Source organism: Ancylobacter terrae (assembly GCF_045108345.1).
Taxonomy (GTDB): domain Bacteria; phylum Pseudomonadota; class Alphaproteobacteria; order Rhizobiales; family Xanthobacteraceae; genus Ancylobacter.
On record NZ_JBJGXH010000001.1, the window covers coordinates 1796611 to 1819689 of the forward strand.

A 23079-nucleotide genomic window follows, 5' to 3' on the forward strand; every position below is an offset into this window, starting at 1 on the left:
CTGCCAAGGGGATTGCAGACCATGCCGGGTATGACCCGCCGCCACCTGATCGGCGGCGGCATCGCCACGGCGGGCGGATTGCTGCTGGCCGGCCGCCCGACGCAGGCGCAGAACGCTGCGGACACAGGCCGGAGCATGGCCGCGCTCGCGATGCACGGGGCACCGCTCTATCCCGAGGACTTCCCTTATTTCCGCAGCGTCAATCCAGACGCACCGCGCGGGGGGCGCCTGCGGCAATCCGCCGTCGGCTCGTTCGACAGCCTCAACCCCTTTATCGTCCGCGGCAATGCGCCACCGATCATCCGCTGGAGCATCGTCGAAAGCCTGATGAAGCGCGGGCCGGACGAGGCTTTCACCGTTTATCCCCTGCTCGCACGCCGCATCGAGACCGACGACGCGCGCAGCTACGTCGCCTTCGAGCTCGACCCGGCCGCACGCTTCTCGGACGGCGCGCCGGTGACGGCGCAGGATGTGCTGTTCTCCTACGAGCTGCTGCACCGGCGCGGGCGGCCCAACATGCGCAGCTATTATGGCAAGGTGGCCGCCGCCGAGATCACCGATGAGCGGCGCATCCTGTTTCGGTTCGGGGAAGCGGACCGCGAATTGCCCCTCATCCTCGCGCTGATGCCCATTCTCGCCCGTCACGCCGTGAACGAGGCGCGTTTCGAGGAGACGAGCTTCGCCGCCCCGCTCGGCAGCGGTCCCTACGTGGTCACGGAGGTTCGGCCCGGAACCAGCATCGTGATGGCGCGGGCGCCGGACTATTGGGGCCGCGATCTGCCGGTCAATCGCGGTCTCTTCAACTTCGACACGCTCAGCTACGAGTTCTTCCGCGACGTGAACAGCCAGTTCGAGGCGTTCAAGCGCGATCTCTACGACATCCGCTTCGAGACCGATCCCGGCCGCTGGAAGACCGGCTATGACTTCCCGGCCGTGCGGCAGGGACGCGTCCGGCTGGAAGAGATCGCGGATGGTCAGCCCGACCCCTATTCCGCGCTGATCTTCAACATGCGCCGCCCGCCATTCGCCGACGCGCGGGTGCGCGAGGCGATGGTGGAGCTTTTCGACTTCGAGTGGATCAACGCCAATCTCTATTTCGGCGTTTATCGCCGCACGGCGAGCTTTTTCGAGGGTTCCGAGCTTTCCGCGCGCGGCCGCCCGGCTGGGGAGAGGGAGCGCGAATGGCTGGCGCCGTTCGCCGACGCGGTGCTGCCAGCGGTGATGGAGGGAACGTGGCAGCCCCCGGTCTCGGACGGCTCCGGGCGGGATCGCGAGCGCCTGCGCCGGGCGCTGGAACTGTTCGCGGCGGCAGGCTTCGAGCTGCGCAACGGCAAGCTTGTCGACCGTGGCACCGGCAGGCCGCTCGTCGTGGAAATACTGGTCGGGACAAAGGATCAGGAGCGTCTGTCGCTCGCCTACCGGTACATGCTGCGGCGCGCGGGAGTGGAACTTGCGGTGCGTCTGGTCGACAATGTCCAGTTCGAGACCCGCAAGCAGACCTACGACTACGACATGGTGCCCTATATCTGGGTGCAGACGCTGTCGCCGGGCAACGAGCAGAGCTTCTATTTCGGCTCGGCGGCAGCGGATACGCCGGGAACGCGCAACTTCATGGGGCTGAGAAGCGCCGCCACCGACGCGATGATCGCCGCGCTGCTGGCGGCCCGTTCGCGCGAGGATTTCGTGGCTGCCGTGCGCGCCCTCGACCGGGTGCTGATCTCCGCGCAGTTCGCCGTGCCGCTGTTTCATACGCCCGGTCAATGGCTTGCGCGCTGGCGGCGGATCGCCCGGCCGGAGGTGGTGTCGCTGTCCGGCTCGCTGGCGGAAAGCTGGTGGCTCGACGAGAGGTAGCCCCCAGCCACCCACGCCGATCCCGATACCCGCCGGCCACGGCTCCTTCACCATGCGGCAACGGCGTTCGGGGGTGTGGCCGCCAAGCCCTTCCGGCGGCGGCGTTTTCGGGCTAGGAACCGCGATGCTCCACTAGCTCGCGCGACAGGAACCACGCCATGCGCCACGCCACGCTCGTCCTCGTCGCGCTCATCGGCTGCGCCGCGACGCCCCTGCGCGCCCAGCAGCACATCACCATCCACCCCGAGCCGCCGGCCGGCACGCGCAACGCGGACGGCACGGAGTTCAACTTCAAGCCGTTGAACAACCCCAACTATCTCGACTACGGCCCGCTGCCCGACAAGCCCGGTTCCGACCACAGCATGGACTATGCGAACCAGGCGGGCGGCAATGATCCGATCATGTCGGGGCCCGGTTCGGACGTCGACGCCGACGAGATGCCGGACAGCGACGGCGCCTACGACGAGTGATCCGTCACCGCCGGAGAGCGTCTCCGGCGCGGTGGACGATCAGTGCAGTCAGGTGGACGATCAGTCCAGTTCCTGACCGATCGGACCGATGAGACCGATCGCTCCGATCAGGCCGCCTTCGCGCCCTGCTCGGCGATCTTCGCGAGCTCCTTCAGGATCGCGCCGGCGCCCTTCAGACGCGCATTGGCGTCGGGCCAGTCCGCCGAGAAGACCACCCGGAGGTCGGGCCGCACCTTGGCGATGACGTGCGGCTTGCCGAGGTACTGAACGAGGCCGCCCGGATTGGGGAAGGTGCTCTCGCGGAAGGTGAGCACCGCCCCGCGCGGGCCGGCATCCACCTTCTCGATATTGGCGCGCCGGCAGAGCGCCTTGATGGCGACCAGCTTGAGCAGCTGCTCCACCTCCTCCGGCATCTTCCCGAAGCGGTCGACCAGCTCGGCGGCGATCTGCTGGATCTCCTTGTCGGTGTCGATGTCGGCGAGGCGGCGGTAGAGCGTCAGCCGCACATGCAGATCCGCGACATAGTCCTCGGGGATCAGCACCGGCATGCCGATGGAGATCTGCGGCGACCACTTGTCCGCCACCGGCGCGGTGATCCCGGCCTTGAGGTTGGCGATCGCCTCCTCCAGCATCTCCTGGTAGAGCTCGTAGCCGACCTCCTTGATGTGGCCGGACTGCTCGTCGCCGAGCAGGTTGCCGGCGCCGCGGATGTCGAGGTCGTGGCTGGCCAGCTGGAAGCCGGCCCCTAACGTGTCGAGCGACTGCAGCACCTTCAGCCGCCGCTCCGCCTGCGCGGTGATGGTCTTCTCCGCCGGCAGGGTGAAGATGGCATAGGCGCGGGTTTTCGAGCGCCCCACCCGCCCGCGCAGCTGGTAGAGCTGGGCGAGGCCGAACATGTCGGCGCGGTGGATCACCAGCGTGTTCGCGGTGGGGATGTCGAGCCCGCTTTCGACGATGGTGGTCGACAGCAGCACGTCGAACTGCCCGTCATAGAAGGCGGACATGATCTCCTCGAGCTGGGTCGCGCCCATCTGGCCATGGGCGACCGCGACCTTGACCTCGGGCACCTGCTTGTCGAGGAAGTCCTTCACCTCGGCGAGATCGTCGATGCGCGGGCAGACATAGAAGCTCTGCCCTCCCCGGTAGCGTTCGCGCAGCAGCGCCTCGCGCACGATCAGCGGGTCGAACGGCGTCACGAAGGTGCGCACCGCGAGGCGGTCCACCGGCGGCGAGGCGATCAGCGAGAGTTCGCGCACGCCGGTCATGGCGAGCTGGAGCGTGCGCGGGATCGGCGTTGCGGTCAGCGTCAGCACATGCACCTCGGCGCGCAGCTGCTTCAGCTTCTCCTTGTGGCCGACGCCGAAATGCTGCTCCTCGTCGACGATGACGAGGCCGAGATCCTTGAAGGCGATCTGCTTGCCGAGCAGGGCGTGGGTGCCGACCACGATATCGACGGTGCCATCCGCCAGCCCCTTGCGGGTCTCGGCCATTTCCTTCGCGGTGACCAGCCGGGAGGCCTGCCGCACCACCACGGGCAGCCCCTTGAAGCGTTCCGAGAAGGTCTTGAAATGCTGGCGCGCCAGCAGCGTGGTCGGCACCACCACGGCCACCTGCTTGCCGTTCAGCGCCACCGCGAAGGCGGCCCTGAGAGCAACTTCGGTCTTGCCGAAGCCGACATCGCCGCAGACCAGCCGGTCCATCGGATGGCCGGAGCCGAGATCGTCGAATACCGCGTCGATCGCCGCTTCCTGGTCCTCGGTCTCCTCATAGGGGAAGCGGGCGCGGAATTCGTCGTAGATGCCCGCCGCCGGCACCAGGCGCGGGGCCTCCTTGAGCTGGCGCTCGGCGGCGACCTTGATCAGTTCGGCCGCCATCTCGCGAATGCGGCTCTTCATCCGCGCCTTGCGCGCCTGCCAGCCGCCGCCGCCCAGCCGGTCGAGCTGCGCCTCGGTATCTTCCGAGCCGTAGCGCGAGAGAAGCTCCAGATTCTCCACCGGCAGGAACAGCTTGTCGCCGCCGGCATAATGGATCTCGAGGCAGTCGTGCGGGGCGCCCATCGCCTCGATGGTCTTCAGCCCGATGAAGCGGCCGATGCCGTGGTCGACATGGACGACGAGGTCGCCCGCCGTGAGCGCCGTCAGCTCGGCGATCACGTCCTGCGGGCGGCGCGCCTTGCGCTTGGGGCGCACCAGGCGGTCGCCCAGTATGTCCTGCTCGCCGAGCACGGAGAGGCCATCGGAATCGAAGCCGCTCTCGATGCCGAGCACGGCGAGCGCGATGGTGCCCTTGGGCAGCTTGTCGGCGGCATCGCGGGTGCCGACCACCTGCATGCCCTTGAGGCCGTGGTCGGCCAGCACGGTCGAGAGACGGTCGCGCGAGCCGTCCGACCAGGCGGCGAGGATGGTGCGGCGGGTGGCCGCCAACTCGCGCAGATGCGCGACGGCGGCGTCGAAGAGCTGCGCCTCGGGGTCCGCCCGCTCGGGCGCGAAGGAGCGCGCCGGCCGGCCGCCGACGTCGATGACATCCTTCGATTCCGGCTGGTCGAAGGGGGAGAGGCGCAGGTTCGGGCGGGCGAGATGCAGCCGATCCCACTCCTCGCCGGTGAGATAGAGCGTTTCCGGCGGAAGCGGCTTGTAGGGCGCGCCCGATCCGGCGGCGGGGTGCTCGAACGCCTCGCGGCGGGCGTCGTAATAGTCGGCGACCTGGGTGAGCCGCTCCTTCGCGGCCTCCTCGGCCTGCGCCTCCATCACCAGCGGCGCGCCGTCGAGATAGTCGAACAGCGTGTCGAGCTTCTCGTGGAACAGCGGCAGCCAGTGCTCCATGCCGGGAAAGCGGCGGCCCTCGCTCACCGCCTCGTAGAGCGCGTCGCCCCGCGTCGCCGCGCCGAAGGCCGCGACATAGGCCATGCGGAAGCGGCGCATGGTCTCGGTGGTGAGCTGCAGTTCGCTCATCGGCACGAGATCGAGCGCGCGCATCTGGCTGGCGGTGCGCTGGGTCTCGGGATCGAAGGAGCGGATCGATTCCAGCGTGTCGCCGAAGAAGTCGAGCCGCACCGGCGCCGGCAGGCCGGGCGGGAACAGGTCGACGATGCCGCCGCGCACGGCGTATTCGCCGGTATCGCGCACGGTGGGGGTGCGCAGGTAGCCGTTGATCTCCAGCCAGCCGACCACGTCGTCGAGCGGCAGCGCATTGCCCGGCGCGGCGGAGAAGGACTGGGTGGCCACCACGGCGCGGGCGGGCACGCGCTGGAGCGCGGCGTTCACCGTGGTCAGCACGATGGTGCCGCCCTCGCGGCCGCGCACGCGGGCGAGCCGGGCCAGCGTCGTCATGCGGCGGGCGACGATGTCGCCATGCGGCGAGGCGCGGTCATAGGGCAGGCAGTCCCACGCCGGCAGCGGCAGCACCTCGACGCCCGGGGCGAAGAAGGCGAGCGCGCGCTCCAGCTCCGCCATGCGGTCGGCATCGCGGCAGACGACGCAGAGCGTCGGCCACGGCGCATCCTCGCGCGCGGCGAGCACGCGGGCGAGATCGGCGATGACGAGGCCCTGCATGCCGCCGGGCACCCCGGCCAGCGTCAGGGTGCGGCCGGGGGCGAGGCGGGCGGCGAAATCGGTGGTGCGGCGGGCGGTCATCGGGACGTGAGGCTCTCAGATGTCTTCAGGTCTTGCAGAAGTCTCGGGTCTTTCAGATTTCCGGAACGCCTTCGCCGGACAGGTGGAACTGCCGGAAACGGCGGAAGACGGGCGTGTCGTGATCGGCGGGCGGCGTCTCGCCGCCGATCCAGGCGAAGAGGTCGGGGTCCTCGACCTCGATGAGGCGCTCGAAATCGGCGACATCCGCCTCGCTGAGGCTGGGCAGATGCGCGTCGGCGAAGCGGCCCATCAAGAGGTCCATCTCGCGCGTGCCGCGATGCCAGGACCGATAGAGCAGCCGCCGCCGGCGCTCGTCGAGGCCCGCGCTGGAGAGGGTGGTCCCGGTCATATGAGCCTCGCGGTTCGCAATTGCGAGAAGGGCCGTGTCTTTAGCGCGGCGCGCGGGCGCTGTCAGGTGTTTCCTCGCGCGGGGGCGGCGCGGCAAGCGTTGCGCTCGGCGCGCGGCTCGTCCACCTTCCGGCGCCATGCGGCCCGACCTGCTCAACCCCTTCTTCGCGGCGATCACCGAACTGCCCGGCATCGGGCCGAAGCTCGCCAAGCCCTTCGGGCGCCTGCTGGGGCGGCCGGACGGCGCGCGGGTGCTCGACCTCGTCATGCACCTGCCCTCCTCCAGCATCGACCGCCGCGCCCGGCCGACCATCGCCGAGGCCATGCCGGACACCCTCGTGACGCTGGAGGTGGTGGTCGACCAGCACCGCCCGACGCCGCGCGGCACCCGCGTGCCCCATCGCGTGCTGGTCCATGACGACAGCGGCGACCTGACGCTCGCCTTCTTCAAGGCCGAGCGGAGCTATATCGAGCGGCTGCTGCCGGTGGGCGAGACGCGCTGGATCTCCGGCACCATCGCGCTCTATGACGGCATGCGGCAGATGGTGCACCCCGACCGGGTGCTCGACGCCGCCGGTCTCGCCCGGCTGCCGCCCATCGAGCCGCTCTACCCGCTGGTCGAGGGGCTCGGCCACGGCCATGTGCGCCGGGCGGTCGATGCGGCGCTGGCGAAAGTGCCGGAGCTGCCCGAATGGCAGGACGGGGCCACGCGCGCCGCCGCCGGCTGGCCCTCCTTCCGCGACGCGCTGGCGGGCGTGCATCACCCCGCCGACACCGCGGAGGCGACCCCCGCCGGCCGGGCGTGGCAGCGCCTCGCCTATGACGAACTGCTCGCCGGCCAGCTGGCGCTGGCGCTGGTGCGGGCCCGCAGCGTGCGCGGCGTCGGGCGGGCGAGCGTGGGCGACGGGCGCCTCGCGGCGCAGATCGAGGCCGCCCTGCCCTTCAGCCTCACCGGCGCGCAGCGGGCGGCGCTGGCCGATATCCGCGCCGATCTCGCCTCGGACGACCGCATGCTGCGGCTGCTGCAGGGCGATGTCGGCGCCGGCAAGACCGTGGTCGCGCTGCTGGCGGTGGCGACCGTGGTCGAGGCCGGCCGGCAGGCGGCGCTGATGGCCCCCACCGAGATCCTCGCCCGCCAGCACCACAAGACCATCGCCCGGATGGCCGCCGCCGCCGGCCTCCGGATCGCGGTCCTCACCGGACGCGAGAAGGGCCGCGCCCGCGACCAGCTTCTCGCCGCGCTGAAGGCGGGCGAGATCGACCTCGTCATCGGCACCCACGCGCTGTTCCAGGAGGGCGTCGAGTTCGCCGACCTCGCCCTCGCCATCGTCGACGAGCAGCACCGCTTCGGCGTGCACCAGCGCCTCGCGCTGGCCGCCAAGGGCGCGGCGGTCGACGTGCTGGTGATGACCGCGACGCCGATCCCGCGCACGCTGGTGCTCACCTATTTCGGCGACATGGCCTCCAGCGAACTGCGCGAGAAGCCGGCCGGCCGTACCCCGATCGACACCCGCACCGTCTCCGCCGAGCGCATCGGCGAGGTGGTCGAGCGGCTCGGCCACGCGCTGGCGCAAGGAGCCCGCGCCTACTGGATCTGCCCGCTGGTGGAGGAATCGGAGAATTCCGACCTCGCCGCCGCCGAAGCCCGCTTCGAGGACCTGCGCCGGCATTTCGGCGCCCGCGTCGGCCTCATCCACGGCCGCATGAAGAGCGCGGAGAAGGACGCGGCGATGGCCGCCTTCGCGGCCGGCGAGACGCAGCTCCTCGTCGCCACCACCGTGGTCGAGGTCGGCGTCGACGTGCCGGAGGCGACGATCATGGTGATCGAGCACGCCGAGCGCTTCGGCCTCGCCCAGCTCCACCAGCTGCGCGGGCGCGTCGGGCGCGGCACCGGCGCCTCGACCTGCCTGCTGATGTTCCGCGCCCCGCTCGGGCCGATCGCCCGGCAGCGGCTGGAGGCGCTGCGCGAATCCGACGACGGCTTCTTCCTCGCCGAACAGGACCTCAAGCTGCGCGGCGAAGGCGACGTCCTCGGCACCCGCCAGAGCGGCTTCCCCGGCTTCCGGCTGGCGCGGGTCGAGGTGCATGGCGAGTTGCTGGAGCGGGCGCGCACCGAAGCCGCCGCGCTGGTCGCCGCCGACCCCGCGCTCACGGGCCCCCGCGGCGAGGCGCTGCGGCTGCTTCTCTACATCTTCGAGCGCGACGTGGCGGTGAAGCTGCTGGACGCGGGGTGAGGGCCGGCCTGGAAAATCCCTCCCGGCACCGTCATCCCGGCCGGAGCCGCAGGCGCAGAGCCGGGATCGCTCACCAAGATACCTACGCAATCCCGGATACGGCCTCCAGCCGTTCCGAAATGACGCCTGTGGAGGACTCCCCGAACGGGTTCCGCGGAGCCGGCCTGGAGAATCCCTCCCGGCACCGTCATCCCGGCCGGAGCCGCAGGCGCAGAGCCGGCATCGCTCACCAAGATACCTACGAGATCCCGGATACGGCCTCCGGCCGTTCCGGGATGACGCCATTGTCCAGCGGCTCCGGGAAGGCGCCTGTGTCCCGCCGTTCCGGGATGACGCCTGTGGAGGACTCTCCGAACGGGTTCCGCGGAGCCGGCCTGGAAAATCCCTCCCGGCACCGTCATCCCGGCCGGAACCGCAGGCGCAGAGCCGGGATCGCACACCAAAATACCTACGCAATCTCGGATACGGCCTCCGGCCGTTCCGGGATGACGCCATTGTCCAGTGGCTCCGGGAAGGCGCCTGTGTCCCGCCGCTCCGGGATGACGCCTGCGGAGGACTCTCCGAACGGGTTCCCCTGGCACGCGTTTCCACGGGCCGGACAATCGCACTTGCCGGGCAACCTCCTATATGTAGCTTCGCATGCATCCGACCGAGAAGCCGCATCTCGCCAATTCCGCGCTGCGCTGGCTGCTGTTCGCGGCCGGCTGGCTCTGCGTCGGGATCGGCGTGGTGGGGCTCATCCTGCCCGGGCTGCCGGGAACCGTCTTCCTGATCCTCGCCGCGTGGCTGTTCGCGCGTTCCTCGCCGCGCTTCGAGGCGTGGCTGCTGGCGCATCCGCGGCTCGGCCCCAATGTGCGCAGATGGCGGGAGCGGGGCGTGATCCCGGCGCCGGCGAAGGTGGTCGCCTGCGTCAGCATGGGCGCGAGCTTCGGCATCATGACGCTGGCCGGCGTGCCGGTCCTCGGCCTCGCCGGCGCAGGCGTCTCCATGCTGGCGGCGGCGGCCTACATGCTCTCGCGGCCCTCGGCATGAGCGCGCATCCCCCGACCTTCGGCCTGATCCTCGCCGGCGGCCTCGGGCGGCGGCTGGGCGGCGTCGACAAGGCGCTGGTCGCGGTGGGCGGGCGCACGGTGCTGGAGCGCGTCACCGCCCGGCTCGTCCCGCAGGTCGCCGCGCTGGCGCTGAACGCCAATGGCGATCCCGCCCGCTTCGGCGACGCGCTGCCGGTGATGCCCGACCCCCTGCCCGACCGGCCCGGCCCGCTCGCTGGCGTGCTGGCGGGACTGGACGAGATCGCCCGCCGGGGCGGCGACTGGCTGCTCACCGTGCCCGCCGACTGCCCCTTCCTGCCGGTCGACTTGGTGAGCCGCCTGCACGCGCAGCGCGCGGATCATCCCATCGCCTGCGCCGTCTCGGCCGGCCGGCACCATCCCGTCATCGCGCTCTGGCCGGCCCGGCTGCGCGGCCCGCTCCGCGCGGCGCTGGAAGGCGGCGAGCGCCGCGTCGGCGTCTGGGCGGGCGAACAGGGATCGGCGCGGGTGGCGTGGCCGGCGACGCCCTACGATCCGTTCCTCAACATCAACACGGCGGAGGATCTCGCCGCCGCCGAGGCGATCGCCGCCGCCTATCCGGACGCCTGAGCGGCCGGGTCGCTGTTCCAGCGGATCTCGTCGAGGCGGGCCGCATGGGCGATGACGAAATCGGCCACCGCCGCCGCGTCGTCGAGCGCCAGAACCGGCAGCGGTGCGCCGGGCAGCGGCGCGTCGCTGGCGATGCCGACGATGTGGGGATCGTCGGGATGGAGCGGCGGTTTGCCGACGCCGGCCCGGTAGATCTCGATCTTGGGATGATGGTCGCGCTTGAAGCCCTCGACCAGCACCAGATCGACCGGGGCGAGATGGGCGAGCAGCTCCGGCAGTTCCGGCTCGGGCGCGCCGCGCAGCTCGTGCATCAGCGCCCAGCGTCGCGCGGAAGCGACCAGCACCTCCTGCGCGCCGACCACCCGGTGGGTGTGGGAATCCTTGCCGGGCGTGTCGACGTCGAACTCGTGATGGGCGTGCTTGATCGTGGAGACCGACAGGCCCCGCCCGGTGAGCGCCGGGATCAGCCGCGCCAGCAGGGTGGTCTTGCCCGCGCCGCTCCAGCCGGCGAAACCGATCACACGCATTCTGTCACCTCGACGGGCCGATTCCGGCCGGCGCACGCTACTGTAACGACCGCGGGACGGGTCAAGTGCGATTTCGCACGTCCGCACGTCCGCACGTCCTCACGTCCGCGCGCGCCGCCCGGGCCGGCCGCGCTTGCATCGCCGATACGCGCCCCCTATGCCGTTCGCGGTTTCCGGGGAGGGCGGGCACGGCATGGCCGACGGCAAGAGGGCGGAACTCGACCTGCGCGGGCTGAAATGCCCGCTGCCGGTGCTGCGGGCGCGGCGCGCGCTCGAGGGCATGGCCGACGGCGACGTCGTCGAGCTGGTCTGCACCGATCCCATGGCCGCGATCGACATCCCGGTGATGGTCCGGCAGCGCGGCGATGTGCTCGAGCAGCAGGACGCCGACGGGGCGCTGCTGCGGTTTCGCATCCGTCGCGGACCGGCGACAGGGGCCGGACGATGATGCCCGCCGGCCGAGTCAATGGCGCGCGATGACGATTCCCGGTTGTGTGTATCCCTGGTGTCACTTCCGTCCCGCCGCCAGTTCCGGCAATATGGCGCGGGGATAAGACAATCAGCGGGAAGCGTGGGGCCAATGAAGTGGCGTAACATGGCTGCGGGAGCGATGCTCCTGCTGGGCTGCTCCTTTGCGAATGCGGCGCAGGACATCGGACAGGCCGTCACCGTCAAGAATGATGTCCGCGGGCAGCTCGATGCCGTCGTGCGGCGGCTCGCCGCCGGGACACCGGTCGCGGCCGACGAAAGCGTGATCACCGGCAGCGCCAGCGCGACGCTGCTGCGATTCCTCGACAACACGCAGCTCAACGTCGGCGCGGCCTCCACGGTCGTGCTCGACCGCTTCGTGTTCAATCCCAATGGCGGTGCCAAGGACGCGGCGATCAACGTGTCCAAGGGCGCGATGCGCTTCATCACCGGCAATTCCAACCCCAACAATTTCGTCATCTCCACCCAGGTGGCGACGATCGGCATCCGCGGCACCGACATCCTGGTCATCTGCGACCCGGCGAAGGGCTGCGCGCTGGTGGTCGACAAGGGCGTCATCGGCGTCTGCCCCAAGCGGAACAACGTGGTTCCGGCGCGCGCGGGACGCAGCTGCCCCGGCTATTTCGAACTCAACATCACCAACAACTTCGCCTTCATCGACTTGAACGGGACGGTGACGGGACCGCAGACCATCTCCCAGTCCGCCATCCAGGGCGCGCAGGCGGCGATCGCCGGCGGCCAGGCGATCAATCTCGCGGGCCTGCTGCTGCCGGCCGGCACGCAGTTCGCAGCCCTTCCGGGCGTCACGGCGGGCACGCTGCCGGTGGTCGGACTGGTCGGCGTCGCCTTCACGATCGGCGTCGTCGCCACGCAGAACGACGGCAACAACCGGCCGGTCACCGGCAATGACGGCGGCGAGCCGCCTCTGGGGAACCAGTAGCACTCCAGCGCCGGCGCGGACCGCCGGAACGGCAGCCGCGCCGCCACATGCCGCCCGAAGGGCCCGGCGGCTGACGCCGGGCCGAGGCACGGCGTTTCGCGCGGAATGCCGCGTCCCCCCGGCTTCGGCGGCCTCGGCCGGCGGGCCGGGACGGAGCCCCGGCCGACGCGCCGCCGCCCCTCCCCGCCATGGCGGGGTATATCGCCGCAAACACCCCTTCCCTTCCGGTGCGATACCTAGCAACCTGTCGCCATCGTCCGCGAGCGTTGCGGTGAACAGAGAATGCGCCGTCACTCGGCCTATGCCGCGATCGTCACACTGCCGCTCGTCATCGTGCTCGGACTGATCTGGCTGCAGCCGGCCTCCTTCAGCCGCCTGCGCAACAACCTGTTTGACTTCTACCAGCGCCTCGATCCCCGCCCCTGGAGCCCGGACCTGCCGGTCCGCATCCTCGACATCGACGACGCCTCGCTCGCCCGCCTCGGCCAGTGGCCCTGGCCGCGCAACCGCATGGCCGAGCTGGTGACCCGGCTGGCCGGCGCGGGGGCGGCCTCGATCGGCTTCGATATCGCCTTCTCGGAAGCCGACCGCACCAGCCCCGACACGCTGGCCGCCGACCTGCCGGAGGGACCGGTGCGCGACCAGGTCGCCGCCGCGCTCGGCGGCCTGCCGAGCCATGACGACCAGTTCGCCGCCGCCATCGCCGCCGCGCCGGTGGTGCTCGGCGTGGTCCTCACCCCCGGCCGCCCGGCCGCGCTGCCCGAACTGCCGCGCAAGTTCGGCATCGCCACCGCCGGCGACGACCCGCTGCCCTTCCTGCCCGGCTTCACCGATGCCGTCGTGCCCCTGCCCGGCCTCGCCAAGGCGGCCTCGGGTCTCGGCGCGCTGAACTGGCTGCCCGACGGCGACCAGATCGTGCGCCAGGTGCCGCTGTTCCTGCGGCTCGGCGACCAGCTCGTGCCGGGCCTCGCGGCGGAGTCGCTGCGGGTGGCGCAGGGCGCCTCGACCTATGTGATCCGCTCCTCCAATGCCAGCGGCGACGAGGGTTTCGGCGCCTCGACCGGCATATCCGCCGTGCGCATCGGCGCCATCGAGACGCCCACCGACCGGTTCGGCGACGTGCGCATCCGCGTCGGCGGCACCGAGCCGCGGCGCTTCCTGCCGGCCTGGAAACTGTTCAGCGGCGAGCTTCCCGCCGACGAGATCGCCGGCCGCATCATCCTGGTCGGCAGCAGCGCCGCCGGCCTGCTCGACCTGCGCGCGACGCCGATCGACGCCTCGGTCGCCGGCGTCGAGGTGCAGGCGCAGACCATCGAGCATCTCGTGACCAATGCCCGCCTCGCGCGCCCGGACTGGGCGACCGGGGCGGAGATCGTGGTCGCCGCCCTGCTCGGGCTGCTCATCGCGCTGGTGCTGCCCTCCGCCGGGGCGTTCGGCGGCGCGCTCATCGGCGGCATCGTCGTCGCGGCGCTGTGCGCGGCGAGCTGGTGGGCGTTCCGCGAAGGCCATGTGCTGCTCGATCCGGTCGGGCCGGGCCTCGCGGCCTCCGCCGTCTATCTCGCCGGCACCATCCAGCTCTACAGCGCCGAGCAGCGGCAGAAGCGCTGGGTGCGTGATGCGTTCGGCCGCTTCGTGTCGCCGGCGGTGATCGAGCAGCTCGCCACCGACCCGGGGCGGCTGGTGCTCGGCGGCGAGATCCGCACCCTCACCGTCATGTTCAGCGACGTGCGCAGCTTCACCTCCATCTCGGAGCGGATGGACGCGCAGGCGCTTACACGTTTCATGAACCGTTATCTGTCACCCATGACGGACATCGTTCTCGAGCGTCGCGGCACCCTCGACAAATATATCGGCGACGCCATCATGGCCTTCTGGAATGCGCCCCTCGACGATCGCGACCACGCCCGACACGCCACCGGCGCCGCGCTCGCGATGCTGGGGGAACTCGAGGTGCTGAACGCGACGCTGCGCCGGGAAGCCGCGGCGATCGGCGAGACCGCGATCGAGGTGCGGATCGGCATCGGGCTCGCCACCGGCGACTGCTGCGTCGGCAATTTCGGCTCGGTCAAGCGCTTCGACTATTCGGCGCTGGGCGACACGGTCAACCTCGCCTCGCGGCTCGAGGGCGCCACCAAGTTCTACGGCGTGGTGCTGCTGGCCACCGACGCCACCCACGACCTCGCCCCGGATCTCGCCTGGCTCGAGGTCGACACCACCCGCGTCAAGGGACGCAGCCAGCCGGTCCGCATCTTCACGCTGGTCGGCGATGCCGCCTTCGCCGCGACACCCGCCTATCGCGACCTCGCGGAGGCGCATGGGGCGATGCTCGGGGCCTACCGCGCGGCCCGTTTCGAGGAGGCCGCCGCTTCCGCGGAGCGCGCGCACGCGCTGGCGCCCGGGAGCATCGGGAAGCTCTACGACGTCTATCACGAGCGCTGCCGGGCGCAGGCCGGCAGGCCCGCCGACGCGGCGTGGGACTATGTCACTACCCTGCTGGAGAAATGATACGTGACGCGCAAGGTGGACGATGCCGCGCTCAGCGTGACGTTCTGGGGCGTTCGGGGCTCGACGGCGACGCCGGGACGGGGGACGCTGGCCTATGGCGGCAACACGACCTGCCTCGAGATCCGCGCCGGCGACCGGCGGGTCATCCTCGATGCCGGCAGCGGCATCATCGGGCTGGGCGCCGCGCTGGCCGGCGACCCGCCGCAGCCGATCCACATCGTGCTCAGCCACCTGCACCACGACCATATCGAGGGGCTGTTCTTCTTCGCGCCGCTGTTCCGCCCCCGCACGGAGATCATCCTCTATTGCGGCAATCTCGACGGCGCGAGCGCCGAGGTGCCGCTGCGCCGCTACTACAGCCCGCCGCTGTTCCCGCTGCGCTTCGAGGATGTGCCCGCCAGCGTGCGCTATGTCGGCTTCCGCGCCGGCGAGACGCTGGATATCGGCGGCATGCCGGTCCGCACCCACCCGCTGCGCCACCCCGGCGGCGCGACGGGCTACCGCTTCGATCATGCCGGCCGCTCGGTGGCGGTGCTCACCGACCACGAGCATGCCGGCGAGGCGCCCGAACCCGATCTCGTCGCGTTCACGCGGGGATGCGACCTCATCGCCTATGACGCCACCTTCGACGACGCCGACTATGCCGGCCATCGCGGCTGGGGCCATTCCACCCCCAGCATGGGCGCGGCGCTCGCCGAGGCGGCCGGCGCGGGCGGGCTCGCCTGCATCCACCACGCGCCGCAATATGACGACGCCCGGCTCGACCGCATGGAGGCGGCGCTGAGGGAGCGGCTGCCGACCGGCTTCTTCGCCCGCGAAGGCGCCAGCGTCGGCTTCTCCCCGCGCAGCGCGCGCCGCAAGCCGTGAGCCGTGAGCCGTGAGCCGGCGCGGGCCGGACCCGAGGCCGGTGGAGGCGCGTCGAGAGCCGTCGGCTCACGGCGCGACCCGCCCGTCATCGTCCAGGGTTGACCGTAACCCGATCTTTACCATTGCGGAACACAAAAGGAACGTATACCTTTTGTTCGCAGTTTGTTTTCAATGCTTCAGGAGCGGTCGGGATCGCCATGCTCACGCGCAAACAATATGAGCTCCTGCGCTTCATCAACGAGCGGCTTCAGGAGAGCGGGGTGCCGCCCTCCTTCGAGGAGATGAAGGACGCTCTGGACCTTCGCTCGAAGTCGGGCATCCACCGCCTGATCACGGCGCTGGAGGAGCGCGGGTTCATCCGCCGCCTGCCGAACCGGGCGCGGGCGCTCGAGGTGGTTCGCCTCCCCGAGGCCACTCACCCGCCGGCACGCCCGGCGAAATCCTTCGCGCCGAGCGTGATCGAGGGCAATCTCGGCCGCGCCCGCCCGCCGGCGGACGAGCATGCCGACGCCCCGGTGACGGTGCCGGTGATGGGGCGCATCGCGGCGGGCACGCCGATCTCGGCGATCCAGTCGCGCAGCCACACCATCGCCATGCCGGCCGACATGCTCACCGGCGGCGAACACTACGCGCTCGAGGTGCGCGGCGATTCGATGGTCGAGGCCGGCATTCTCGACGGCGACATGGCGCTGATCCGCCGCTGCGAGACCGCCGATACCGGCGACATCGTGGTGGCGCTGATCGACGACGAGGAAGCCACCCTCAAGCGCCTGCGCAAGAAGGGCGCCTCGGTGGCGCTGGAGGCCGCCAACCCGGCCTATGAGACGCGCATCTTCGGCCCCGATCGCGTGCGCATCCAGGGGCGGCTGGTCGGCCTGTTCCGGCGCTACTGACCCTCCGGCGGCGGCAGGGCAAAACCCTCCGGCGTGGCACGCGGATCAGACGGGACGCTGCTCGCCGCGACAGCCGGCGTCGCAGGAGCTTCGGGCGGCGGGGTCGCCCGCGGCAACCAGGGCCGCTCGCTCCCCGGGGGTCGGGCCCATTCGAGGCGATAGCCCTCTCCCGCGGTGAAGAGGGCCGCGGCATTCGGCGCGGTGTCGCGGGTGCGGATTACCCGGGCTGCGCAATCCCGTGGCGGCTCGAAGCGGGTGACGAGGATGGTCGCGAGACGGCAGTCGTCCGCCAGCGCGTCCCGCGATCGCGGCAGGCCCACCACGCCGGGCGTGCCGGTCACCGTGCAGCCGGTGCGGTCGCAGCGGACGGCGGGGTCGGCACCCGGCGCAGACGGCGCGCGACCTTGCGCGGTCGGCGCGGAGCGTTCGCCGTTCGCCGCGCGCCATTGCTCGAGGGCGAAGCGGTTGGCCGGAGCGCCGTCGGCCCGGCTACCGACCACTGACAGGCTGCCGTCCGACTGCCGCACGGCGATCGTCTGGCCCTGCGGATCGATGAGCACAGCGGGGCGCGGGGCCAGCCCGGCGACGACGAGGGCGGCGGCGAGACAGAGCGGAGCCAGCACGATCAGCCGCGTGCGCAGCAGGCAGACGCCGATCAGCGCGAGGCTCGCCAGCCCCAGCGCCGCCATCGGAAACGCCGCGATCGAGCGGTCCGCGCCGGGCATCGCGGCGACGCGATCCGACACCGCCAGCATGCCGTCAATGCCCCATCCCATCACCCGCCAGGCCGGCCCGTCGAAGCCGAACGGGATCAGGATGGTCCCGAGCAGGCCGAATGGCATGACTAGCAGGGAGATCAGCGGCATGGCGACGAGATTGGACACGACGCCGAGCGGCGCCATGCGCTGGAAATGGAACGCCGCATAGGGCGCCGTCGCCAGCCCGGCGACCAGCGAGGTGAGGATCGAGGCGGCGATGATCGCCACGAGCCGGCCGCCGGGCACCTGCGCGAGGCGAGCGGCGAGCCGGCGCGGCGCGAGACGGCCCGGCCCTCCCGACCGCGTCGGTCCGCCCGGCGACGCACCGCGGGGCAACGCACCGTCGGCCCCGTCCGGGCGCAGCCGTTCATAGGCGGCGACCAGAGCGAGGGTGGCGGCGAAGGACATCTGCGTCCCCGGCTCGAAAATCGCCGCCGGGCTGAGGGCGAGCACCCCGAGCGCCGCCACCGCGAGGCTGCGGACGGTGAGCGCGGAGCGGCCGATCAGGACGCCGGCGAGCACGATCAGCGTCATCACATAGGAGCGCAGCGTCGGCACCTCGGCTCCCGAGAGCAGCAGGTAGAAGCTCGCCCCGGCGAGCGCCGGCACCGCCGCCATAGCCTTGACCGGATAGCGCAGCGCCATCCCGGGCACGGCGGCCAGCAGCGCGCGCACCGCGACGAACAACGTCATCGCCACCAGCGCCATGTGCAGGCCGGAGATCGACAGCACATGGCTGAGGCCGGACACCCGCATCGATTCCTCGACGCTCTCCGATACCGCATCCCGCGAGCCGGCGACCAGCGCCTCGGCAACCGCGGCGGCGTCGCCCGACAGCACCGCCCGGATGCGCCGCCCGATATCGGCGCGCAGGTCCTCGAACAGGCGGGCGATCCGCAGCCGCCACGGCACCGGCCCCGGTGCGGGCGCCTCCTGCAGCCGCCCGAGCGCGAAGCCGGTGGCGCCGATGCCCTCGAACCACGCCGCCCGGCCGAAATCATAGCCCCCCGGATAGGCCGGCCCCGGCGGCGGCCCGAGAGTGGCCCGCACCCGCACATGTTCCCCGATGCGCGGCAGCGGCCCGGAGGTGACCGACACGCGCACCCGGACCGGCCGGCTCGCCGGATCGGTCCGGCCGAGATCGGTGACGCGCAGCACCACCCGGGCTCCGCGCGGACGCCGCTCGGCCTGCTCGACGAAGCCGGCGACCTCGGTGGCGACGAGCTGCCGCTCGAGCACCGGATGGGCCATCGCGGCGACCTGCGCCGTCGCGACGGCGAAGCCGCCCGCCAGCGTCGCGAGGCCGGCGAGGAGATGGAACGCCAGCGGCCGGGCCCGGGCCCGAAAGGTCGCCACCGCGAAAGCGAGGCACAGCGCGATGGACGCCGTCAGCGAGGGTTCGTGCGCGGCGCTGAAATAGAGGGCGATGCCGGCGCCGAACGCGACCGGCAGCCAGAGAAAGGCCCGCCGGTCGGCAAGTTCCCGCTCGACATCGCGGGCAAGCGCGGCGAGAAGGCCGGCGATCCGCTCCCGCAGGCGCCGGCCTCCCGCCATCGGCCCCGCCCACGGCGCCGGCCGCCGGCCGGCACCCAATACCTGCGCCCCGGCGCGCCCCCCGCGCCGGCGCCCCGGCCCGGCGCCGTCCGGCGGCACGTCCGGCCCCGGCACCATCGCGAAGCGGCTGGAGGAAACGCTGCCATTCGAAGGGCCCGCCTCGGGCGTTGCCAGGGGCGCCGGTGCGGCTTGAGGAGCAGGAGGGTCCTGCGTGTCAGCCGCGGCGTGAGGGTCAGGCGCGACAGGCAGACCTAACGGAGCCGGTTTGCCCGGCGAATTACGATCGCCCGGCGGAGAACCGGGCTCGTGCCCGGCGCCCGGGGCCCCCGACGGAATGTTCGCCTCCGTCGCAACGACCGAGCGTCGGAGGGCGACATCTCCCGTCGACGAGCGTTCGCCGGGCGGCGCAAGGGGCGCCGGTGAGCGTTGAGCGACAGAAGCGTCCTGAGGATCAGGTGCGGAATTGAGGTCGGGCTCGGCGTGGAGGTCAGGTGCGATGGGGAAATCGGGCGGCACCAGGGGCGCCAGTGCTGCCGGAAGATCGGGGTCTCTCAGCGGATCAGGCGCGGTATGGCGATCAGACTCGATAGGGAGCCCCGGCGGAGCCGGTTCGCCCGGCGAATTACGGTCGCCCGGCGGAGAACCGGGCTCGTGCCCCGCGCCCGGGGTCTCGACGGGCGCGGGCGGCCGTGAGGCGCTAGGCACGTCCGACCCCGGCGCCGGCGCGAAACGCCCGAGAGGAACCCGCCCCGTCGAAGGGCCCGCCTCGGGCGTTGCCAGGGGCGCCGGCGCCACCGGTAGATCCGGATCTTCCTGAGGATCAGGAGCGGCATGGCGGTCAGGCGCGATGGGCAGCCCCGGCGGAGCCCGATCGACCAGAGGAGCCGGCTCGCCCGGCGGAGCATGTTCGCCCGGCGGAGAACCGGGCTCGTGCCCGGCGCCCGCAGTCTCCGGTGCAGCGGGCGGCCATGAGGGGTGGGCCGTGGGGGGCGACTGGCCGGTCGCGGAGGGCGACGGCGGGCGGGTCGCCGGCGGCGGATCGCCCGGCTCCTCGCCGTCCCGCCGGCCGCCCGGCCCGTTGTCGTCCCGCCCCGCCATGCGCGCCGCCCGCACCCCAACCGGCACCGCCGCATTTTCCCCCGCGGCGCGGCTATGCTACACGCACCGCTCCGCGCCGCCATTCCGTTCGCATCCGTTCGGCCGCCCGGCCGCAAGAGACACCGAATCGATGTCCGAAACCGTCGTCACCCGCTTCGCCCCCTCGCCCACCGGCTTCCTGCACATCGGGGGCGCGCGGACCGCGCTGTTCAACTGGCTCTATGCCCGCGCCAAGGGCGGGCGGATGCTGCTGCGGATCGAGGATACCGACCGCCAACGCTCCACCGAGGCGGCGATCGAGGCCATCCTCGACGGGCTGAACTGGCTCGGCATCGACTGGTCGGGCGACGTCGTCTACCAGTTCGCGCGCGCCGCGCGCCACCGCGAGGCGGTGGAGCAGATGCTGGCCAAGGGCCACGCCTATCGCTGCTACGCCACGGCCGAGGAGCTCGAGGAGATGCGCGAGAGCGCGCGCCGCGAGGGCCGGCCGCCGCGCTATGACGGGCGCTGGCGCGACCGCGATCCCGGCGAGGCCGTGGCGGGACGCAAGCCGGCCATCCGCCTGCGCGCGCCGCAGGAGGGCGAGACGGTGATCGAGGACCTGGTGCAGGGCCGCGTGACCTTCGCCAACAAGGACCTCGACGACCTCGTGCTGCTGCGCTCCGACGGCACGCCCACCTACATGCTCTCGGTGGTGGTCGACGACCACGACATGGGCGTGACCCACATCATCCGCGGCGACGACCACCTCACCAATGCGGCGCGGCAGACACAGATCTACCGCGCGCTCGACTGGGGCGTGCCGCAGATGGCGCATATCCCGCTGATCCACGGGCCGGACGGGGCCAAGCTCTCCAAGCGCCACGGCGCGCTGGGCGTCGACGCCTACCGGGCCCTGGGCTACCTGCCGGCGGCGCTGCGGAACTATCTGGTGCGCCTCGGCTGGAGCCATGGCGACCAGGAGATCTTCTCGACCGAGGAGATGAGCCAGCTGTTCGACCTCAACAGGGTCGGGCGCTCGGCGGCGCGCTTCGATTTCGCCAAGCTGGAGAATCTCAACGGGCACTATTTGCGCGCCACCCCCGATGCCGAGCTGCTCGCGGCCATCGACGCGCTGCTGCCCTATCTGCCGGACGGCGCCACCCTCGCGGCCCGGCTGACGCCGGAACGGCGGGCGCAGGTGCTGGAGGCCATGCCGGGCCTGAAGGAGCGCGCCAAGACGCTGGTCGAGCTGATCGACAGCATGTCCTATCTGCTCGACGCGCGGCCGCTTCGGCTCGATGCCAAGGCCGAGGCGCTGCTGACGCCGGAGGCGCGGAGTCTGCTGGCCGATGTGGTCGCCGAACTCGCGGGCATCGCCGACTGGTCGGCCGCGACGACCGAGGCGGGGGTGCGCGCGGTCGCCGAGCGCCGCGGCGTCAAGCTGGGCGCCGTCGCACAGCCGCTGCGGGCGGCGCTGACCGGCCGGGCGACCTCGCCGGGCATCTTCGACGTGCTCGCCGTGCTCGGGAAAGACGAAAGTCTAGGCCGTCTCTCCGACCAGACCGGCGCGGCCGGGGCCCCGCCCCCGCTCTGAACCGACCGAGCGCGCAGGGTCGCACAGGCGTCACGAGAAGCGCTTTAATTTCGTGGCGTTAGAGCACGGGCCCGGCGGACGGCGCGGCCGGCGGGGACCCGTCAGGGTGGGTATCCTGTGGCGGCGCACAAGACTTGCGTGCACCGGGGAGTCGTTTGTTTTCAATGACTCACCCGGCTTGCGCCATCCGGCGGCCGCCGTGCTCGCTGCGCTTGCGAGCGGGGGGTGAAAGGGATACGACTTTGACCTATTAAAGGCGCCGAAGGTGCCACCCCGTGCATTCCGTCGCTTTCGGCTCTCACGTCATTGCGCGGTCAGTGTTTGAACGGTTTCATAGGTATCGAGGAGACCCCCCACATGGACGCCATCACCGGCACATCGGCTGCGACATTGACTGTCGGCGACAAGAGCTGGGAGTTGCCCATCATGGGGGGCACGATCGGCCCGGATGTCATCGACATCGGCAAGCTCTACGGCCAGACGGGCATGTTCACCTATGATCCCGGCTTCACCTCGACCGCGAGCTGTGAAAGCCAGATCACCTATATCGACGGCGACGCCGGCATCCTGCTCTACCGCGGCTATCCGATCGAGCAGCTCGCCGAGCACGGGGATTTCCTCGAGACCTGCTACCTGCTGCTCTACGGGGAGCTGCCGACCGCGGCGCAGAAGGCCGATTTCGACTATCGCGTGACGCGCCACACGATGGTCCACGAGCAGATGAGCCGGTTCTTCCACGGCTTCCGCCGCGACGCCCACCCGATGGCGGTGATGGTGGCCTCGGTCGGCGCGCTGTCGGCCTTCTACCACGACAGCACCGACATTTCCGACCCGACCCAGCGGATGATCGCCTCGATCCGCATGATCGCGAAGATGCCGACGCTGGCGGCGATGGCCTACAAATACACCGTGGGCCAGCCCTTCGTGTATCCGCAGAACAATCTCGACTACGCCTCGAACTTCCTGCGCATGTGCTTCTCGGTACCGTGCGAGGAGTACAAGGTGAACCCGGTGCTCTCGCGCGCCATCGATCGCATCTTCATCCTGCACGCCGACCACGAGCAGAACGCCTCGACCTCGACGGTGCGGCTCGCCGGCTCGTCGGGCGCCAACCCCTTCGCCTGCATCGCCGCCGGCATCGCCTGCCTGTGGGGGCCCGCGCATGGCGGCGCCAACGAGGCGGCGCTGAAGATGCTGGGCGAGATCGGCTCGGTCGAGCGCATCCCGGAATACATCAAGCGCGCCAAGGACAAGAACGACCCGTTCCGGCTGATGGGCTTCGGCCACCGGGTCTACAAGAACTACGATCCGCGCGCCAAGATCATGCAGAAGACCTGCCACGAGGTGCTGGGCGAGCTCGGCATCAAGGACGATCCGCTGCTCGACATCGCCGTGGAGCTGGAGCGCATCGCGCTGCAGGACGAGTATTTCGTCGAGCGCAAGCTCTACCCGAACATCGACTTCTATTCCGGCATCACGCTGCGCGCGCTCGGCTTCCCCACCTCCATGTTCACCGTGCTGTTCGCGCTCGCGCGCACGGTCGGCTGGATCGGCCAGTGGAAGGAAATGATCGAGGATCCCGGCCAGCGCATCGGCCGCCCGCGCCAGCTCTATACCGGCGCCGCCCAGCGCGACTACGTGCCGATGGCGCGCCGCAAGTGAGAGCGCCCGTCGCCCGCGCCGGATGACCGTCCGGC

Annotated in this window: 16 protein-coding genes; 12 read left to right on the top strand and 4 right to left on the bottom strand. The window is 71.2% G+C overall.

Annotated features, from left to right (window positions below; genetic code table 11):
• Positions 1–21: 21 nt before the first annotated feature.
• Entirely contained in the window at positions 22–1851 is a 1830-nt protein-coding gene (locus tag ACEUEL_RS08620; protein WP_405703983.1) for an extracellular solute-binding protein, read from the top strand.
• Between the two features lie 158 nt (positions 1852–2009).
• Complete coding sequence (locus tag ACEUEL_RS08625; RefSeq protein ID WP_405703985.1) at positions 2010–2321, top strand: hypothetical protein; 312 nt, start codon at positions 2010–2012, stop codon at positions 2319–2321.
• Between the two features lie 107 nt (positions 2322–2428).
• Here ACEUEL_RS08625 and mfd read toward each other — a convergent pair whose 3' ends face one another.
• Complete coding sequence (gene mfd / locus ACEUEL_RS08630) at positions 2429–5953, bottom strand: transcription-repair coupling factor (protein ID WP_405703987.1); 3525 nt, start codon at positions 5951–5953, stop codon at positions 2429–2431.
• A gap of 52 nt (positions 5954–6005) precedes the next feature.
• The gene (locus ACEUEL_RS08635) at positions 6006–6302 is read right to left on the bottom strand and encodes an FAD assembly factor SdhE (RefSeq protein WP_405703988.1); all 297 of its coding nucleotides are present in this window, start codon (positions 6300–6302) and stop codon (positions 6006–6008) included.
• A 136-nt stretch (positions 6303–6438) separates the two neighbouring features.
• On the opposite strand from ACEUEL_RS08635, the gene recG reads away from it, so the two are divergent.
• From recG to mobA, 3 genes are all read left to right on the top strand, one after another.
• On the top strand, positions 6439–8535 hold the full coding sequence (gene recG / locus ACEUEL_RS08640) for an ATP-dependent DNA helicase RecG (protein WP_405703990.1): 2097 nt from the start codon (positions 6439–6441) through the stop codon (positions 8533–8535).
• 639 nt (positions 8536–9174) lie between these two features.
• Positions 9175–9567: a YbaN family protein gene (locus ACEUEL_RS08645; protein ID WP_405703991.1), complete on the top strand. Its 393-nt coding sequence runs from the start codon at positions 9175–9177 to the stop codon at positions 9565–9567.
• Positions 9564–10175: a molybdenum cofactor guanylyltransferase MobA gene (gene mobA / locus ACEUEL_RS08650; protein ID WP_405703993.1), complete on the top strand. Its 612-nt coding sequence runs from the start codon at positions 9564–9566 to the stop codon at positions 10173–10175. Before ACEUEL_RS08645 ends, mobA begins: the two co-directional genes overlap by 4 nt.
• Here the strand turns inward: mobA and mobB are convergent.
• The gene (gene mobB / locus ACEUEL_RS08655) at positions 10160–10702 is read right to left on the bottom strand and encodes a molybdopterin-guanine dinucleotide biosynthesis protein B (protein ID WP_405703994.1); all 543 of its coding nucleotides are present in this window, start codon (positions 10700–10702) and stop codon (positions 10160–10162) included. The two genes, mobA and mobB, sit on opposite strands and share 16 nt — an antisense overlap.
• Positions 10703–10895: 193 nt before the next feature.
• Between mobB and ACEUEL_RS08660 the strand changes: the two genes are divergently transcribed.
• The 5 genes from ACEUEL_RS08660 (at position 10896) to lexA (ending at position 16396) form a co-directional block, all read left to right on the top strand.
• Positions 10896–11150: a sulfurtransferase TusA family protein gene (locus ACEUEL_RS08660; RefSeq protein ID WP_405703996.1), complete on the top strand. Its 255-nt coding sequence runs from the start codon at positions 10896–10898 to the stop codon at positions 11148–11150.
• Between the two features lie 132 nt (positions 11151–11282).
• Positions 11283–12131 (top strand): FecR family protein, encoded by an 849-nt coding sequence (locus tag ACEUEL_RS08665; protein ID WP_405703997.1) that lies wholly within the window; start codon positions 11283–11285, stop codon positions 12129–12131.
• Between the two features lie 282 nt (positions 12132–12413).
• Positions 12414–14636 carry a CHASE2 domain-containing protein gene (locus tag ACEUEL_RS08670; protein ID WP_405703999.1) on the top strand — a complete coding sequence of 741 codons (2223 nt, stop codon included), beginning with the start codon at positions 12414–12416 and terminating at the stop codon, positions 14634–14636.
• 3 nt (positions 14637–14639) lie between these two features.
• Complete coding sequence (locus ACEUEL_RS08675) at positions 14640–15503, top strand: MBL fold metallo-hydrolase (protein ID WP_405704000.1); 864 nt, start codon at positions 14640–14642, stop codon at positions 15501–15503.
• 197 nt (positions 15504–15700) lie between these two features.
• The gene (gene lexA / locus ACEUEL_RS08680; RefSeq protein ID WP_405704001.1) at positions 15701–16396 is read left to right on the top strand and encodes a transcriptional repressor LexA; all 696 of its coding nucleotides are present in this window, start codon (positions 15701–15703) and stop codon (positions 16394–16396) included.
• Here the strand turns inward: lexA and ACEUEL_RS08685 are convergent.
• On the bottom strand, positions 16390–18708 hold the full coding sequence (locus ACEUEL_RS08685) for a ComEC/Rec2 family competence protein (RefSeq protein ID WP_405704003.1): 2319 nt from the start codon (positions 18706–18708) through the stop codon (positions 16390–16392). The two genes, lexA and ACEUEL_RS08685, sit on opposite strands and share 7 nt — an antisense overlap.
• A gap of 1228 nt (positions 18709–19936) precedes the next feature.
• Here ACEUEL_RS08685 and gltX point away from each other — a divergent pair.
• Both gltX and gltA read left to right on the top strand, forming a co-directional pair.
• Positions 19937–21382, top strand: coding sequence for a glutamate--tRNA ligase (gene gltX / locus ACEUEL_RS08690; RefSeq protein WP_405704005.1), 1446 nt, complete (start codon positions 19937–19939; stop codon positions 21380–21382).
• A 357-nt stretch (positions 21383–21739) separates the two neighbouring features.
• Entirely contained in the window at positions 21740–23044 is a 1305-nt protein-coding gene (gene gltA, locus ACEUEL_RS08695; RefSeq protein ID WP_405704007.1) for a citrate synthase, read from the top strand.
• Positions 23045–23079 lie beyond the last annotated feature (35 nt).